We start from the raw sequence: 15,891 nt of genomic DNA, 5'->3' as shown, positions 1-15,891 counted from the left end.
CGGGGGTGGAGCCCCTCGCTTGACGCCCGCGGCTCCCCGCATACCCGTACCCGGGGATGCCGCCCACCCCCTCACCCCCTCAAATGCCCCGGCCCGAACGCATCCGGCAGCAGTTCCGACAGTGGCCGGATGCCCGCCGCCGTGTCGACCAGCAGGTCCGGTCCGCCGTGTTCCCACAGCAGCTGGCGGCAGCGGCCACAGGGGACGAGCAGGTCGCCCGTGCCGTCGACGCAGGTGAAAGCCGTCAGGCGGGGGGCCGGGCCGGTGGGGTCGGTGCGGCCCGCGAACAGGGCGGAGATCAGGCCGCATTCGGCGCAGAGGGCGAGGCCGTAGGAGGCGTTCTCGACGTTGCAGGCGGCGATGGTGCGGCCGTCGTCCACCAGGGCGGCGGCGCCCACGGGGTAGCCGGAGTACGGGGCGTAGGCCCGGGACATCGCGTCCCGGGCCTGCGCGCGCAGTGCGGTCCAGTCGACCTGCACCGGTGTTGTCATGTCCCTTGTCCTCGGCGGTAGGGCTTGCCGTTCGCCTTCGGCGGCCGGAGCCGCTGGGAGAAGAGGGCGAGTACCAGCAGGGTGGCGATGTAGGGGCTCGCCTCGACCAGTTCGAGCGGAACGGTGTCGGCCAGGGCGTACCAGATGACCAGGACGGCGGCGGCTATGCCGGCGACCACGGCCTGGGTGCGCTTGGCGGACCGCAGCCGGAACAGGGCGAGCACCGCGAGGAGTGCGGCCAGGCCCAGGAGCAGGGCATGGACGGTCGGGCCGCCGCTGCGCAGCTGCATGGCGTCCATGAAGCCGAACAGGCCCGCGCCCATCGCGACGCCGCCCGGCCGCCAGTTGCCGAAGATCATCGTGGCGAGACCGATGTAGCCACGGCCGCCGGTCTGGCCGTCCTGGTAGAAGTGCACCCCGATGGAGAGGAAGGCACCGCCGAGGCCGGCCAGCGCGCCGGAGACCAGCACCGCCGCGTACTTGTACGAGTAGACGTTGACGCCCAGGGTCTCGGCCGAGATCGGGGCCTCGCCGCAGGAGCGCAGCCGCAGGCCGAACGAGGAGCGCCAGAGGACGTAGAAGGTGCCGACGAACAGGGCGAGGGTGAGCAGGGTCAGCCAGGAGACGTTGGTGACCGCGGCGCCGAGGATGCCGGCGACGTCGGAGACCAGGAACCAGTGGTGGCCCTCCAGGGAGTTGAGCCAGTCCGACAGGCCGGGAACGGTGAACGTCGGCATGTCGGGCATCGGCGGGGACTGCTTGTCGTTGCCGCCGGCCGCCATGGCCGCGCTGCCCTCCTGGCCGAACCACAGGGTGGCCAGGTACTGGGTGGCACCGAGCGCCAGGATGTTGACCGCGACACCGGAGACGATGTGGTCGACGCCGAAGGTGACGGTGGCGATGGCGTGGATGAGGCCGCCGAGCGCGCCGCCGATGACGCCGGCCGCGGCCGCCGCCCAGGGGCCGTGCTGCCAGCCGACCCAGCCGGCCGCGAACGAGCCGAGCATCATCATGCCTTCGAGGCCGATGTTGACCACGCCGGCCCGCTCGGACCACAGGCCGCCCAGGCCCGCCAGGCCGATCGGCACGGCGGCGCTCAGCGCGGCGCCGAACTGGCCGGTGGAGGTGAGGTCACCGGCACCGGTGAGGGCGCGCAGGGCGGAGACGGCGACCAGGCCGATGGCGATGATCAGCAGCACCCAGGGGTAGGTCAGCTTGCGCTTGCCACCCCTTCCGGGGACCGCGAGCTTGGTCGCGGTCTTGAGGTCCGTACTCACGCCGACACCTCCGGCTTGTCGCTCTTGTCAGACTTGTCGGCGGTGTTCGCGAGGACGGCCAGCTCCTCGCCGACCTTGCGCTGCTGGAGGCTCAGCCCGTAGCGGCGCACGATCTCGTAGGCGATGACCACGCACAAAACGATGACGCCCTGGATGACCCCGACGATTTCCTGGGCGTAGCCCTCGAACTCCAGCCGGGAGCCGGTGCGGTCGAGGAAGGCCCACAGCAGGGCACCGAAGGCCATGCCGATGGGGTGGTTGCGGCCGAGCAGCGCGATGGCGATACCGGTGAAGCCGATGCCGGCCGGGAAGTCCGTGCCGTACTGGAAGGACTCGCCGAGCAGGGTCGGCATACCGACCAGACCGGCCGCGGCGCCGGACAGCAGCATGCTGCTGATGATCATGCGCTTGACGCTGACGCCGCTGGCCTCGGCGGCCGGCTCGGAGGCGCCGACGGCGCGCAGGTCGAAGCCGAAGCGGGTGCGGTTGATGCCGAACCAGTACAGCGCGCCGGCCAGCACCGCGATCACCACGAAGCCGAGGACCGGCTTGGGGTGGGTCGGGAAGGAGAAGAAGTGGCTGGATTCCGGCAGGAACCTGGTGTGCAGGAGGTTGCCGTCCTTGACGGCGAGGCGGCCGTCCTGCAGGAAGTAGCCGATGATCGAGGCGGCGATGGCGTTCAGCATGATCGTGGTGATCACTTCGCTGACGCCGCGGGTGGTCTTCAGCAGACCCGCGATGCCCGACCAGAGCGCGCCCACCAGCATCGCGATGACGAGGAGCAGGATGATCTGGAGCGCACCGGGGAGGGCGATGGCCCCGCCGACGGCCGCGGCGGCGAAGGCCGCCAGGCGGTACTGGCCGTCGACGCCGATGTTGAAGAGGTTCATGCGGAAGCCGATGGCCACCGCCAGCGCCGAAAGGTAGTACGGCACCGCCTTGTTGATGATCCAGACCTGGCTGTCGCTGTAGTGACCGTAGTCGGCCATGATCCCGTAGGCGCGGAACGGGTTCTCGCCCGACGCCAGGAAGACCAGGGACGAGATCACTATCGCGGCGACGATGGCCAGCACGGGCGCGGCGACCGCCAGGATCACCTTGTCGCGGGTGGCGCTCTTGGCGATGGCGTCCACGGTGGGGTTCTTGGTGGAGGTGCTCACTGTCCGTCGCCCTCCTGCTCACCGGCGTCGTGCGAGGCGCCGTCGGCCGGCGTGCCGTCTTCCGGCGCACCGTCCTCCGAAGCGCTGAGGTGGCCTCTGGCGGCACCGGTCATGGCGGAGCCCAACTCCTCCGGGGTGATGACGGCGGGGTCCGCGTCCGCGACCAGCCGGCCCCGGTACATCACCCGCAGGGTGTCGGACAGCCCGATCAGCTCGTCCAGGTCGGCGGAGATCAGCAGCACCGCCAGGCCCTCGCGGCGCGCCTCGCGGATCTGTTCCCAGATCTGCGCCTGCGCGCCGACGTCGACCCCGCGGGTGGGGTGGGCGGCGATCAGCAGCTTGGGGTGGTGGCTCATCTCGCGGCCGACGATCAGCTTCTGCTGGTTGCCGCCGGAGAGCGAGGACGCGGTGACCTCGATGCCGGGGGTGCGCACGTCGTACGTCTCGACGATGCGCTCGGTGTCCCTGCGGGCACCGGGGATGTCGAGGAGCTTGCCCTTGCTGTTGGGGCGCTCGGTGACATGGCCGAGGATGCGGTTCTCCCACAGCGGGGCTTCCAGCAGCAGGCCGTGGCGGTGGCGGTCCTCGGGGATGTAGCCGATGCCGCCCTCGCGCCGGGCGCGGGTGGAGGCGCCGGACAGGTCCGTGCCGTCCAGGGTGATCGTGCCGTGGTCGGGGCGGCGGGTGCCCATGACGGCCTCGACCAGCTCGGCCTGGCCGTTGCCCTCGACACCGGCGACGCCCAGCACCTCGCCCTTGTGGATGGTGAGGGAGATGCCGTCCAGAACGGTGCGGACCACGCCGTCGGAGTCGGTCGCGGACAGGTGCACGTCGCTGACGCGGAGCATCTCCTCGTCGGTGACGGTCGATTCGCGGGTCTCGGGGGACGGCAGTTCGCTGCCGACCATCAGCTCGGCCAGCTGCTTGGGGGTGGTCCCGGACGGTTCGACCGAGGCCACGGTGGTGCCGCGCCGGATGACGGTGATGTCGTCGGCGACCGAGAGCACCTCGCCCAGCTTGTGCGAGATGAAGATGACCGTCAGGCCCTCGGACTTGAGCTCGCGCAGGTTGTCGAAGAGCGCGTCGACCTCCTGCGGGACCAGGACGGCGGTCGGCTCGTCGAGGATGAGGGTGCGGGCGCCGCGGTAGAGGACCTTGAGGATCTCCACGCGCTGGCGGTCGGCGACCCCGAGGTCCTCGACCAGCACGTCGGGCCGGATGTTGAGCCCGTAGGCGTCCGACAGCTCCTGTATCTTCGCGCGGGCGCCGGCTCCGATGCCGTGCAGCTTCTCGGCGCCGAGGACGGTGTTCTCCAGGACGGTGAGGTTGTCGGCCAGCATGAAGTGCTGGTGCACCATGCCGATGCCGCGGGCGATGGCGTCGCCCGGGGTGTGCAGGGTGACCTGCTCGCCGCCCAGCGCGATGGTGCCCTCGTCCGGCTTCTGCATGCCGTAGAGGATCTTCATCAGGGTGGACTTGCCGGCACCGTTCTCGCCGCACAGGGCGTGGACGGTGCCGCGGCGCACGGTGAGATGGATGTCGTGGTTGGCCACGACGCCGGGGAACCTTTTGGTGATTCCGCGGAGTTCTACAGCGGGGGCGTCCGGGACGGCGGGGCCGCTGCTCGTGGATGCTGCGTTGATGGCGCACTCCCCTCAGGGATGAAGGAGCGGAAAGGACGGAACGTCAGGGACCGGAAGGTCCGAGGGGGGACGTGGAGCACGCCCGCGGGGTCCGGCGCTGCGGCGCCCCGGGGCGGCGGTGGTCCCGGGCTACGGCGTCTCCTTGACCTTCACCTTGCCCTCGATGATCTTCTTCCGGGCCGCGTCGATCTGCGGCTGGATGTCCTTGATGAAGCCGCCCGAGGTCGCGAGCGAGACACCCTTGTGCTTGGTGTCGTAGGCGTGGATGCCGGTCAGCGGCTTCTTGTCCTCGACGCTCTTGATCAGGTCGAAGACCGCCACATCGACGTTCTTCACGACCGAGGTGAGAATCCGGTCCTTGTAGCGGGCCAGGCCCGGCTGCTGGTACTGGTCCGAGTCCACGCCGATCGCCCAGGCGCCCTTGACCTTGCTGACCGCCTCGATGGTGCCCGCGCCCGACTGCCCGGCCGCCGTGTAGATCACGTCGGTGCCGTTGTCGAGCATGCCGTCGGCCTTGGCCTTGGCGGCGGCCGGGTCGTTGAACCCCTTGTCGTTGTTGGGGTACAGGTACTGCGAGGTGACCTTGGCCTTCGGGTCGGTGTCGCGGACCCCCTGCTCGAAGCCGGCCTGGAACTTCTGGATCAGCGCGTTGTTCACGCCGCCGATGAAGCCCACCTTGTGGCTCTTGCTCTTCAGCGCGGCCGCGACGCCCGCCAGATACGAGCCCTCGTGCTCGGCGAAGACCATCGCGTCGACGTTCTTGCCCTGCGGCACGGCGTCCACGACACCGAAGGTGGTGTCGGGGAAGTCCTTGGCCACGTTCTGCACGGACTGGCTGTAGGCGAAGCCGACGCCGATGACCGGGTTGTAGCCGGCCTCGGCGAAGGAGCTGAGCCGCTGCTCGCGGTCCGCCTCGGTCTCGCCGTTCTTGGCGGTGAGCATCTTGACGTTGACGCCCAGCTTCTTGTGCGCGTTCTCCGCACCGCGGGCGGCCGCTTCGTTGAACGAGTGGTCGTCCCGGCCGCCGATGTCGAAGGCCAGCCCGACCCCCGCGTGTTTGGCGCGGTTGGCCTCGGCAAAGCTCTGACCGCACGCGGTGGCGGTGAGCGCGAGGCCCGCGGTGGCGGTGGCCGCGGCGGCAATCCTGATGACCCGACGCACGGGGCCTTCCCTTCGCTCTAAGCGCCCCCATTGGCGCTGGCTTGTCGGGAGATTAACGCGCGTAGACCTGGCGCAAAACCCTCCACTGCGTGGACGTTATCGATTCGAGGCGTAGGGCACCGGGACGTAACACGGCAGGGCGATATGCACGGCCCGTCCCGGCAAGCTGCCGGAACGGGCCGAAATGCGGATCTTACGGGCGGTAACCGCGATTTGCGGCGGCCATATGAGGACGGACCGGGTCGGGACGGCGGAGCGCCGCCCGGGGGCACCCCGTGCTCAGTCCGGCAGGTCCCCGTCGAGGAGTGCCGCGCCGGTGAACAGCTCGACGCCCACCTTGATCGCCAGCTCGTCCACGTCGAAGTCGCCGCGGTGCAGGTCGCGGTGTGTGGGGTCGGCGGGCGGGTGGACGCCGAGGCGGGCCATGGCGCCGGGGACGTGTTCGAGGTACCAGGAGAAGTCCTCGCCGCCGAGGGACTGCTCGGTGTCCTCGATGGCGCCCTCACCGCGCCGGGCGGCCATCGCGGAGTGCAGCAGCTGGACCGTGACCGGCTCGTTGACCACCGGCGGCACCCCGCGGACGTAGGTGATCTGCGGCTTCGCCCCGTGCAGCGCGGCCACCTCGTCGATCGCCGTGTGCACCAGGTCCGGGGCCTGCCGCCAGGCGTCGAGATCGAGACAGCGGACGGTGCCGGAGAGTTCGGCGTGCTGCGGGATGACGTTGCAGGCGTGGCCGGAGGCCAGCCGGCCCCAGGTGACGGCGAGGCCGGCGCGGGCGTCGACCCGGCGGGCGAGCAGCGCCGGCACGTCCAGCGCGACCCGGGACGCGGCGGTGACCAGGTCGGTCGTCAGGTGCGGGCGGGCGGTGTGGCCGCCGGGGCCGTCCAGCTCGACCTCCAGCCGGTCGCAGGCCGAGGTGATCGCTCCCGTACGGAGCCCGATCCGGCCGGCGTCGACGCGCGGGTCGCAGTGCACGGCGACGATCCGGCCGACGCCGTCCAGGGCGCCGGACTCGATCGCGTCGGGGGCGCCGCCGGGCAGCACCTCCTCGGCGGGCTGGAAGAGCAGCCGCACGGGGCGCGGCAGGGCGCCGGCGCGGGCCAGCTCGGCCAGCACCAGGCCGGCGCCGAGGACGACGGCGGTGTGCACGTCGTGGCCGCAGGCGTGGGCGCGGCCGGCGACCGTCGAGGCGTAGTCGACGGTCTTGGTGTCCGGGATGGGCAGGGCGTCGAGGTCGGCGCGCAGCGCCAGCAGGGGGCGGTCGGGGGCGGCCGCGACGGCCCGTCCGTCAGCGGTGGCGTCCCGGGTGCCGATGTCACAGACCAGGCCGGTGCCGGTGGCCAGTACCCGCGGGCGCAGACCGGCCCGCTCCAGCCGCTCCTTGACCGCCGCGGTGGTCCGGAACTCCTGGTTGCCCAGTTCCGGATGCCGGTGCAAGTCGCGGCGGAAGGCGCTGAGTTCGGTGCGCAGCGCCTCGGGAAGGGCGCCGGGGAGCTGGTCCCCGGCGGGGGTACGGGCGGCGCTGACCTCTCGGGACATCACGTGGTTCACCCCTGGAAGGTTACGGGCCGCCAGGGGGCAACTGTCCTTCGATCAACAAAAGTTCAGCCCGTTAGGGGAAGAGAATCTAGGCCGCTCGGCGCATGGACGGTTTATGCGACGGGTATGCAGTAAGGCTTCCCGCGCAACGTCATCCGGCGGCCATCCGCTCGGTGAACGGCAGTCGCTGCACGTCGCGGGCGGTGCCGGTGACCCCGTCGAGGAAACCCTGGGCCCGCGGCGAGGCGTTGGCGGTCAGCCACTCCGGATCGATGTCGCAGACCGCGACCTTGACCTCCGTGCCCTGCAGCGCCAGCGGCAGGGTGTGCACGACGGTGGAGGGGAAGCTGACGATCAGCCGTCCGATGGGGCCGCGCCGGGCGATCAGTTCGAGCGGCAGGTCGGGCCGGACGATCTCCAGGCCGGTCTCGGCCACGAGGCGGCGCAGCTTCTCGGTGCTCTCCTTGCGGTGCGCGAAGTAGCGGGTGGCGCCGTGCGTACGGGCCAGGGTGCGCACCGCGGCCAGGTAGCGGTCGGCGTCCACGACACCGGTCTCCACCAGCGAGGTGCCGACGATGTCGGCGGCGCGGGTGAGCCGGGGCGGGCCGAAGCGGCCGCGGGTCCAGGCGAACTCGTTGGTGGTGACCTCGACGCCCGGGGGTGCCTCGACGGGCATCGAGCTGAACAGGCCGACGGTGCGGCGGCCGCCCTCGGGGGCCGGGGTGAGCCGGCGGCGGGCGGTGGCCGAGAACGGCGCGAAGACCAGGTCCCGCGCGCCGCGGCCGGTGCCGTTGCGGTGCCAGCGCACCAGCCGTTCGCCGCGGGCGAGTTGGGAGATGAACTCCATGGTGGCGGTGCCGTCGTCGACCACCACCAGGTCGCGTGCCTTGGTGAGGCTCAGCAGCAGCTGGACGTAGCGGGAGAACGGGTCGCCGATGACGACGCGGCGGGCGCGGCGCAGCAGCGGGGTGAGGCCGCCGATGGTGCGCATCGGCGCGGTCGGGCCGCCGCGGGCCTCCTCCCAGCGCACCGTGTGGCCCTCGTCGCGGGCGAGTTCGGCCATCCGCCGCAGCTGGCCGCGGGTCATCGGGTCGTGCGGGGAGAGCACGACGACGGTGAGCTCGGTGGCCTGGGCCGTGTGCGCCCATTCCAGGACGTTCAGCAGCTGCACCGGGCTCTCGACGAACGCGAGGGTGCCGGTGCCCCGGGCGGCCGCACCCGGCGTACCGGAGGGTGCGGTCCGGTGGCGCTGTGTCGGCACCCCCCGGAGACGACGGGCGGGAGAACCCGTCGTCTCCGGGGGCGGAACCTCGGCGCCGGGCGTGCCGGGCACGGCGCGGGTCCCTTCAGGTGAGCTCACCATGGCTCCCGTCGGTTCGTCGGTGGTGCTCAGACGGCGGCCGGCTCGGCGGCCTCGGTCTCGGCGACGACACCGGCGACCCGGCGCAGCTTCTTCATCGGGCCGAGCTCGCTCTCGTAGACCTTCTTGACGCCGTCACCGAGGGACTCCTCGATGGTGCGGATGTCGCGGACCAGGCGGGACAGGCCGCCGGGCTCGACGGAGGCGGCCTGGTCGGAGCCCCACATGGCGCGGTCGAGGGTGATGTGGCGCTCGACGAAGGTGGCGCCGAGGGCGACCGCGGCGAGGGTGGTCTGCAGGCCGGTCTCGTGGCCGCTGTAGCCGATCGGGACGTTGGGGTACTCCTCCTGCAGGGTGTTGATCATGCGCAGGTTGAGCTCCTCGGCCTTGGCCGGGTAGGTGCTGGTGGCGTGGCAGAGCAGGATGTTCTCGCTGCCCAGGACCTCGACGGCGTGCCGGATCTGCTTCGGGGTGGACATGCCCGTGGAGAGGATCACGGTGCGGCCGGTGGCGCGCATGGCGCGCAGCAGGTCGTCGTCGGTGAGCGAGGCGGAGGCGACCTTGTAGCAGGGCACGTCGAACTTCTCCAGGAAGGCGACGGACTCGACGTCCCACGGGGAGGCGAACCAGGCGATGCCGCGCTTCTTGCAGTACTCGTCGATGGCGCGGTAGCCGTCCTCGTCGAACTCCACGCGGTGGCGGTAGTCGATGTAGGTCATCCGGCCCCAGGGGGTGTCGCGCTCGATGTCCCACTGGTCGCGCGGGGTGCAGATCTCCGGGGTCCGCTTCTGGAACTTCACCGCGTCGCAGCCGGCGTCGGCGGCGGCGTCGATCAGCGCGAACGCGTTCTCCAGGTCGCCGTTGTGGTTGATGCCGATCTCGCCGGTGACGTAGACGGGGCGGCCAGGACCGGCCTCGCGGGAGCCGAGGGTGCGGAGGCGGGAGTTGCTGCTCATGGGGAGGGTTCCTTCGCGTTGATAAGGGGGTGTGTGGGGGTGGGGTCTGGGTGGGTTACAGGGACGGGCCCAGGAGCCAGCCGGCGATCTCTCGGATCGCGCCGCTGCCTCCGGGCGTCGCGGTGAGCGCGCGGGCCGCGCCGCGCACCACGTCGTGCGCCCCGGCGACCGCCACGGGCCAGCCGACGAGGTCGAAGCACGGGAGGTCGTTGACGTCGTTGCCGACGTAGAGGACGCGCTCGGGGTCGATGCCCGCTTCCTCGCACCACTGCTTGAGGGCGAGGTCCTTGCGGTCGATGCCGTGCAGGACGGGCACCTGGAGCTTGCGGGCCCGTGCGGCGACGACCGGGTTGGTCTCCGAGGACAGGATCAGCAGCTTCAGCTCCGCCTTGCGCAGCGCGGCGATGCCGAGGCCGTCGCCGCGGTGGACCGCGACGATCTCCCGTCCGTCGGCGTCGATCAGCACCCGGTCGTCGGTCTGGGTGCCGTCGAAGTCGAGGACGACGGCGTCGATGTCGTCGAGGGTGGGCAGCGCACCGGGGCGCGGGGCGTCCAGCAGCGGCGCCAGCGCGCGGGCGCGGGCCAGGTCGTGCGGGTCGTCGACCTCCAGTACCCGGGCCGGGTCGGTGCGGACGAGTTCGGTGCGGCCGAAGAAGCGGTGGCCGCTGGTGCGGAAGCCGGCCGCGTCCATGGCGTAGGCGGCGCCGGTCTCCAGCAGGTCCTGGGGGCGGTCCTGGCGGCGCGGCCGGAAGGACTTGTCGTGGTTGACGCCGTGGCCGCCGTCGGCCGCGGTGCCGTCCCCGCCGACCTCCGGCTCGGCGTCGCGCCAGACGAAGCCGTGGAAGGGGGCGACGGTCAGCGCGCTGTCGGCGCCGTCCTCGACGACCGCGGCGGCCACCCCGTCGATGTCCTCGCGGACCAGGAACGGGCTGGTGCACTGGACCAGCAGCACCGCGTCGACGGCGGTGCCCTGCTCGGCCTCGTAGGCGTCCAGGGCGTGCAGCACGGCGGCCTCGCTGGTGGCGGTGTCACCGGCGATGTCCCCGGGGCGGCGGACGACCACGGCTCCGGCGCCGCGGGCGGCCGCGGCTATCCCGGCGTCGTCGGTGGAGACCACGACGTCGGTGACCAGGCGGGCGGCGCGGCATTCCCGGATCGCGCGGGCGACCAGGGGCACGCCCCCGACGGCGGCGAGGTTCTTGGCGGGCACGCCCTTCGATCCGCCGCGGGCGGGGATGACGGCCACCACGGTCGGCGGGCTCTGCGGGTTCGGCGGCATGTCGGGCTCCTTCCGGGAGCTGGCCGGGGTGGTCACAGCTGCCCCCAGCGGCGGATGGCGGGGGCCACGCGCTGGACGCCGTGGCGATAGGCGCCGCGGGCGGCCTCGCGGACCGTCTCGCGGGCGACCCGGCGCAGTCCGCCGGTCTCCTCGGGGGCGTCCGCGTGGCCGGCGACCGGCTCACCGTGCGGGTCCAGGCCGTGCCGGGCGAGGAGGCCGGGGAGGTAGCCGGGGGCGGTGCGGGCTGTGTAGTACGGGGTGAGCGGCGGCAGCCGGTCGGCGGTGCGCAGTGCGGTGACCCGGGCGCGGGCCACGTCGAAGGCCTGCTCGTAGTCGCCGTCAGCGGCGACACCCTGGCGGGCGAGCCACCGGGGGTCCGGCTCCGGGCGGTGTCCGGCGTCCAGCTCGTCCCAGGAGGCCAGGCAGCCGGAGCCGAGGAAGTGGTGGTTGCCGAGGATCTCGCGGATGCCGAGGTCGGTGAGGACGGCGGTGGGGATGCCGCGGTGCAGCGACTCCAGGGCGGCGGTCGAGCTGACCGTCACCAGCAGGTCGGTGCGGTCCAGGACCTCGCCCATGTTGCCGTACACCAGGCGGCAGTTGGCGGGCAGTCCGCCGGGGGCCTTGGCGGCGAGCTTCTGGTAGGGCAGTTCCTCGATATGGGTGGTGTGCTCGCCCGGCTTGCTGCGGAGCTTGATCAGCACCTCCCGGTCCGGGTGCCGGCGGGCGTGCTCGACGGCCCGGCGCAGCAGGTAGCCGCGGTCGGCGCGGCTCTCCGGGACGGAGGGCTGGGCGGCGAAGACCACGGTGTAGGGGGTGTGCGCGCCGGTGTAGCGCGCGCCTCCGAGGAACGGCAGGGCGCATTCGACGACGCTGTCGTCGTCGGCGCCGACCCCGCGGTACACCTCGCGGAACCGGTCCGCGTCGTGCCGGGAGTTGGCGAGGACGACATCCGCGCCGTGCCGCAGCAGCAGCCCGTCGGCGAGCTTCTCGTAGACGACCCCGACATAGCCGGTGACGACGACGGGGCGGGTCTCCGCGGTGCGCCAGGCGCGGGCGAGGCCGTGCAGCATGGCCTGCACCGCTCCGCCGACGCAGGCCAGCACGACGACGTCGTAGCGCGTACGGTCGATGGACCGGACGAAGTCCACGCCCCTGATTTCGCGCAGCGAGTCCGCACGGGCGCCGACCTCGTCGAGCTGGCGGACCGTGGGAGTGGCGCGGCCGCGGAGGAGGTAGCCGTCGAGCCGGATGTCCGATTGGATTCGGTACGCTGTCAAAGCGCCCCATTTCCACCGGGTGTCCGAGTCGGCGAGTACGGCGACCCGCGGCGAAGAGTAGGTACGTGATGGCACGTCCAAGACGCTAGGAAGGCATTCCGTTGGACGGGCCAACTGGGCCGCAACAAAGGGTTAACAGCGGGTCGACGAATGGCGAACCGGCCCGATAAGCGGCCTGGTTAACCATCCCGCCATTCTTCGTTCACCTTGAGGTCCGCACCCGGTAAAGACGAATGCCGTCTGCGCACCTAGCGTCATGAGGGTGGTTAAGCTCTCCGTCATCGTGCCGTTCTACAACGTGCAGACATACGCGCCCGACACCCTGAAAAGCCTGGCGGCCAATGCACGCGAGGATTTTGAATTCCTGCTCGTCGACGACTGTTCGCGCGACGAGACCCCGGAGATCCTCGCGCGCGCCGAGCGCGAGCTGCCGGGCGCCAGACTGCTGCGGCACGCCCGGAACGGCGGCCTGGCCACCGCCCGCAACACCGGCCTGGACGAGGCCCGCGGCGAATACGTCACCTTCCTGGACGGCGACGACTGGATCGCCCCCGGCTATTACCCCCAACTGCTCTCCATGATGGAGGAGTTGGGGTGCGACTTCGTCCGCACCGACCATGTCCAGTGCACCAACCGCGCGCGCACCGTGCACCGGGTCCCGCACGGCCGGCGCGGGGTGGTGATGGACCCGCGCGAGGTGATCCTGCCCGCCGACCGCTCCACCTCGGTCGACTACGCGTACGCCTGGGCCGGGATGTACCACCGGCGGCTGCTGGACGAGGGGGTGCTGCATTTCCGGGACGGGCTGCGCACCGCGGAGGACCGCCCGTGGATCTGGCGGCTGCACCGCGAGGCGAAGTCCATGGCGGTGGTCGGACTCCTCGGAGTTTTCTACCGGCGCGGGGTGGCCTCTTCCCTGACCCAGATCGGTGATGTGCGGCAATTGGACTTCATTCGCGCCTTCGATCAGGTGATCGAGGAAACGGCGCAGGACCGCGATGCCGAACTTCTGCTGCCGAAAGCGGTGCGCACGTATTGCGCGATCATTTCCCACCACCTCGGTTCGATCGAACGGTTCGAACCGCAGGTCGCCCGTAAATTGCGAACGATGAGCGCCGCGGCCATGAAACGCATGCCGCAGGACGTACTGAAGGAAGCCCTGGATTCGATGGATGTGCAGCGTGCGTCCCGGCTGCGGCGGCTGCGCCGTCGCCCGTCCCCGGCGGAGGTCGCCGCCTGATGTCCACCCGACCCCGTACCCAGATCTTCCTGGCGTCCACGCTCTACGGCGCGGCCACGCTCGCCGCCGCGCTGGACTCCGACTGCTTCGCCCCGGCCGAGCGCCGGCTGCTGCTGATCAGCAACAACGCGACGAATCCGGAGACCGCCGCGCCGCTGGACACCATGCCCGGCTTCGAGCGGCTGCGCGGCCGCTTCGACCGGGTGCTGTCGTGGAACGAGACGATCAGCCCGTTCCACCCCGGCGGCTGGTCGCCGCGCCCGGACGACGTCCCGCTGTGGGAGCGGCATCTGCGGCTGCTGTGGGGCCTGGGCGATGACCGCGTCGAGCTGGTCGTGGAGTCCATCCAGGTCAACCCGGCGCTGGCGCTGGCGCAGCTGTTCCCCGACGCGCCGGTCGAGGTCTACGCCGACGGCCTGATGAGCTACGGCCCCACCCGCAACAAGCTCGACCCGCTGGTCGGCACCCGGATCAGCCGGCTGCTGCACCTGGACCTGGTGCCGGGGCTGACGCCGCTGCTGCTCACCGAGTTCGACGTCCCGTCGCAGACCGTGCCGACCGAGGCGTTCACCAAGGTGCTGTCCGAACTCTCCGACGCCAGTGGCGAGGTGGCGGTCCCGGAGGGCGGTGCGCTGCTGCTCGGCCAGTACCTCTCCGCGCTGGGCATCCTCACTCCCGAGGAGGAGGAGGAGCTGCATGTGCGGATGGTGCGCGGCGCCGTCGAGCGCGGCCACCGCGAGATCGTCTTCAAGCCGCACCCGTCCGCCCCGGCCCGCTGGTCGCGGCTGCTGGAGCGGGAGGCCGAGAAGCTGCACATCGCGCTGACCGTGCTGGACACCCCGGTGCTGGCCGAGGTGCTCTACCAGCGGATGCGGCCCGCGCTGGTCGTCGGCTGCTTCTCCACCGCGCTGCTGACGGCGGCCACCTTCTACGGGCTGCCGACGGCGCGGACCGGCACCGGGCTGCTGCTGGAGCGGCTGACGCCGTACCAGAACAGCAACCGGATGCCGGTCACCCTCGTGGACGCGCTCGTGCCCGACCTGGGGGACCTCAGCGAGCGCCCCCGCGCCCATGCCGCAGCCGACGGCGTCGAGGGCCTGGTCGCCGCGGTCGGCTATGCGATGCAGCACCAGATCTATCCGCAGCTGCGGCCGTCCGCCGAGCGCTATCTCGCGGCGCACCTCGACCCGTACACCCGGCGCTACTTCAAGCGCCGCCGGCTGACCGCGCTGGCGCTGCCCGGGGCGATCCCGTCGCAGCTGTCGTTCATTCCGCGCAACGCCACGGTCCGCCGGGTCGCGCGCCGGGCGCGTGCCGTGCAGCGGCGGCTGAAGAAGCGGGCCGCGTTCGGATGACCGCCACCCAGCTGACGACCGGTGCGCCGCCCGCCGCACCGGATCTCGTCACTCCCGCTCCGCAGCCGGAAATACGGGGGCGCAGCCGCGCCGGTGCTTCGCGGCTGCGCGCCCTCGACGGGCTGCGGCTGCTCGCCGCCCTGATGGTCGCCGCGTACCACTTCGGGGGGCGTGACGGCGAGATAGCGCAGGCCTGGGGCGGTTCGCCCGCCGATCAGTTCCCCACCGCGGCACCGCTGTTCGCGTACGGCTGTCTGGGCGTCCAGATCTTCTTCGTGATCAGCGGCTTCGTGATCTGTCTGAGCGGCTGGGGCCGCAGCCTGCGGGCCTTCGTCGCCTCGCGGGTCTCCCGCCTCTATCCGGCGTACTGGGTCGCGATCCTCTTGGTCACCGCGGTCTTCGCGCTCCCCTGGGTCGCCTACAAGGCGCTGTCGCCGAGCGACGTACTGACCAATCTGACCATGCTGCAGCAGCCGTTGGGCGTGGACCGGGTGCTGGGGGTCTGCTGGACGCTGTGGGCGGAGATGCGCTTCTACGCGCTCTTCGCGCTCTGCGTCGTCCTGCCCGGCGCCACCCGCGGCCGCGTGGTGCTCTTCTGCGCGGGCTGGACGCTGGCCGCTGCCGTCGCCCAGGCGGTGCACGAGCCGCTCCTCGACACCGTCCTGATGCCCGAGTACGCCCCGTTCTTCATCGGCGGCATCGGACTGTACCTGCTGCACCGCTATGGCTCCCGCGACCCGGTCGCCTGGGCGATAGTGCTGGTCAGCTGGCTGATCGGGCAGCATTACGCGGTCGCCAGGCTGTGGCACGCGCCGTCGGCCGACGGCTTCTCCTACCGCTCGTCGGCGGGCATCATCGCCGTCGTCACCCTCGGCTTCGTGCTGGTCGCGGCGGTCGCCCTGGGCAAGCTGCGGTGGGCGAACTGGCGCTGGCTGACCGTCGCGGGCGCGCTGACCTACCCCTTCTACCTCGTGCACGAGCATCTGGGCTGGGTCGTGGTGCGGGCGCTGCACCACGGCGCCGGGCTGCCCTCGTACGCGACGCTGCCGCTGACCGTGGGGCTGATGCTGCTGCTCGCGTGGGTGCTGCACCGCGGTATAGAGCGCCCGCTCACGCCCGTGCTGAAGCGGGCGATCGATCCGCGCCGCTGACG

General features: G+C 71.7%; 13 protein-coding genes. 3 read left to right on the top strand and 10 right to left on the bottom strand.

The window, feature by feature from the left end:
* Positions 1 to 71: 71 nt before the first annotated feature.
* The 10 genes from ACWC9R_RS06785 to ACWC9R_RS06740 form a co-directional block, all read right to left on the bottom strand.
* Positions 72 to 491 (bottom strand): cytidine deaminase, encoded by a 420-nt coding sequence (locus ACWC9R_RS06785; protein ID WP_450729308.1) that lies wholly within the window; start codon positions 489 to 491, stop codon positions 72 to 74.
* Positions 488 to 1,768, bottom strand: coding sequence for an ABC transporter permease (locus ACWC9R_RS06780; RefSeq protein ID WP_450729307.1), 1,281 nt, complete (start codon positions 1,766 to 1,768; stop codon positions 488 to 490). Before ACWC9R_RS06780 ends, ACWC9R_RS06785 begins: the two co-directional genes overlap by 4 nt.
* A complete protein-coding gene (locus ACWC9R_RS06775; RefSeq protein WP_450729306.1) occupies positions 1,765 to 2,928 on the bottom strand; it encodes an ABC transporter permease in 1,164 nt (387 codons plus the stop codon). Before ACWC9R_RS06775 ends, ACWC9R_RS06780 begins: the two co-directional genes overlap by 4 nt.
* On the bottom strand, positions 2,925 to 4,481 hold the full coding sequence (locus ACWC9R_RS06770) for an ABC transporter ATP-binding protein (protein WP_450729305.1): 1,557 nt from the start codon (positions 4,479 to 4,481) through the stop codon (positions 2,925 to 2,927). The genes ACWC9R_RS06775 and ACWC9R_RS06770 overlap by 4 nt, the downstream gene beginning before the upstream one ends.
* 219 nt (positions 4,482 to 4,700) lie before the next feature.
* Positions 4,701 to 5,732 (bottom strand): BMP family lipoprotein, encoded by a 1,032-nt coding sequence (locus ACWC9R_RS06765; RefSeq protein WP_450729304.1) that lies wholly within the window; start codon positions 5,730 to 5,732, stop codon positions 4,701 to 4,703.
* A 279-nt stretch (positions 5,733 to 6,011) separates the two neighbouring features.
* Positions 6,012 to 7,271 carry an amidohydrolase gene (locus tag ACWC9R_RS06760; protein WP_450729329.1) on the bottom strand — a complete coding sequence of 420 codons (1,260 nt, stop codon included), beginning with the start codon at positions 7,269 to 7,271 and terminating at the stop codon, positions 6,012 to 6,014.
* Between the two features lie 151 nt (positions 7,272 to 7,422).
* Complete coding sequence (locus tag ACWC9R_RS06755) at positions 7,423 to 8,634, bottom strand: hypothetical protein (RefSeq protein ID WP_450729303.1); 1,212 nt, start codon at positions 8,632 to 8,634, stop codon at positions 7,423 to 7,425.
* A 26-nt stretch (positions 8,635 to 8,660) separates the two neighbouring features.
* Complete coding sequence (locus ACWC9R_RS06750) at positions 8,661 to 9,587, bottom strand: N-acetylneuraminate synthase family protein (RefSeq protein WP_362604401.1); 927 nt, start codon at positions 9,585 to 9,587, stop codon at positions 8,661 to 8,663.
* 55 nt (positions 9,588 to 9,642) lie between these two features.
* The gene (locus ACWC9R_RS06745) at positions 9,643 to 10,866 is read right to left on the bottom strand and encodes a cytidylyltransferase domain-containing protein (RefSeq protein WP_450729302.1); all 1,224 of its coding nucleotides are present in this window, start codon (positions 10,864 to 10,866) and stop codon (positions 9,643 to 9,645) included.
* Positions 10,867 to 10,898: 32 nt separating this feature from the next.
* On the bottom strand, positions 10,899 to 12,218 hold the full coding sequence (locus ACWC9R_RS06740) for a DUF6716 putative glycosyltransferase (RefSeq protein WP_450729301.1): 1,320 nt from the start codon (positions 12,216 to 12,218) through the stop codon (positions 10,899 to 10,901).
* Between the two features lie 187 nt (positions 12,219 to 12,405).
* On the opposite strand from ACWC9R_RS06740, the gene ACWC9R_RS06735 reads away from it, so the two are divergent.
* The 3 genes from ACWC9R_RS06735 to ACWC9R_RS06725 are packed head-to-tail and all read left to right on the top strand — an operon-like array spanning position 12,406 to position 15,889.
* The gene (locus ACWC9R_RS06735) at positions 12,406 to 13,383 is read left to right on the top strand and encodes a glycosyltransferase family 2 protein (RefSeq protein WP_450729300.1); all 978 of its coding nucleotides are present in this window, start codon (positions 12,406 to 12,408) and stop codon (positions 13,381 to 13,383) included.
* On the top strand, positions 13,383 to 14,738 hold the full coding sequence (locus tag ACWC9R_RS06730; RefSeq protein WP_450729299.1) for an alpha-2,8-polysialyltransferase family protein: 1,356 nt from the start codon (positions 13,383 to 13,385) through the stop codon (positions 14,736 to 14,738). Before ACWC9R_RS06735 ends, ACWC9R_RS06730 begins: the two co-directional genes overlap by 1 nt.
* On the top strand, positions 14,735 to 15,889 hold the full coding sequence (locus ACWC9R_RS06725) for an acyltransferase family protein (protein ID WP_450729298.1): 1,155 nt from the start codon (positions 14,735 to 14,737) through the stop codon (positions 15,887 to 15,889). The genes ACWC9R_RS06730 and ACWC9R_RS06725 overlap by 4 nt, the downstream gene beginning before the upstream one ends.
* The last annotated feature ends 2 nt before the right edge of the window (positions 15,890 to 15,891 follow it).

Source organism: Streptomyces sp. NPDC001219, assembly GCF_053597915.1.
Note: the sequence above shows the minus strand (reverse complement) of the source record. Positions and strands in the feature narration are given on the sequence as shown.

What these genes read in the sequence shown, in the direction of transcription:
- ACWC9R_RS06785 (WP_450729308.1), bottom strand. Translation starts at nt 491, where the DNA reads ATGACAACACCGGTGCAGGTCGACTGGACCGCACTGCGCGCGCAGGCC.
- ACWC9R_RS06760 (WP_450729329.1), bottom strand. Translation starts at nt 7,271, where the DNA reads ATGTCCCGAGAGGTCAGCGCCGCCCGTACCCCCGCCGGGGACCAGCTC.
- ACWC9R_RS06755 (WP_450729303.1), bottom strand. Translation starts at nt 8,634, where the DNA reads ATGGTGAGCTCACCTGAAGGGACCCGCGCCGTGCCCGGCACGCCCGGC.
- ACWC9R_RS06750 (WP_362604401.1), bottom strand. Translation starts at nt 9,587, where the DNA reads ATGAGCAGCAACTCCCGCCTCCGCACCCTCGGCTCCCGCGAGGCCGGT.
- ACWC9R_RS06745 (WP_450729302.1), bottom strand. Translation starts at nt 10,866, where the DNA reads ATGCCGCCGAACCCGCAGAGCCCGCCGACCGTGGTGGCCGTCATCCCC.
- ACWC9R_RS06730 (WP_450729299.1), top strand. Translation starts at nt 13,383, where the DNA reads ATGTCCACCCGACCCCGTACCCAGATCTTCCTGGCGTCCACGCTCTAC.
- ACWC9R_RS06725 (WP_450729298.1), top strand. Translation starts at nt 14,735, where the DNA reads ATGACCGCCACCCAGCTGACGACCGGTGCGCCGCCCGCCGCACCGGAT.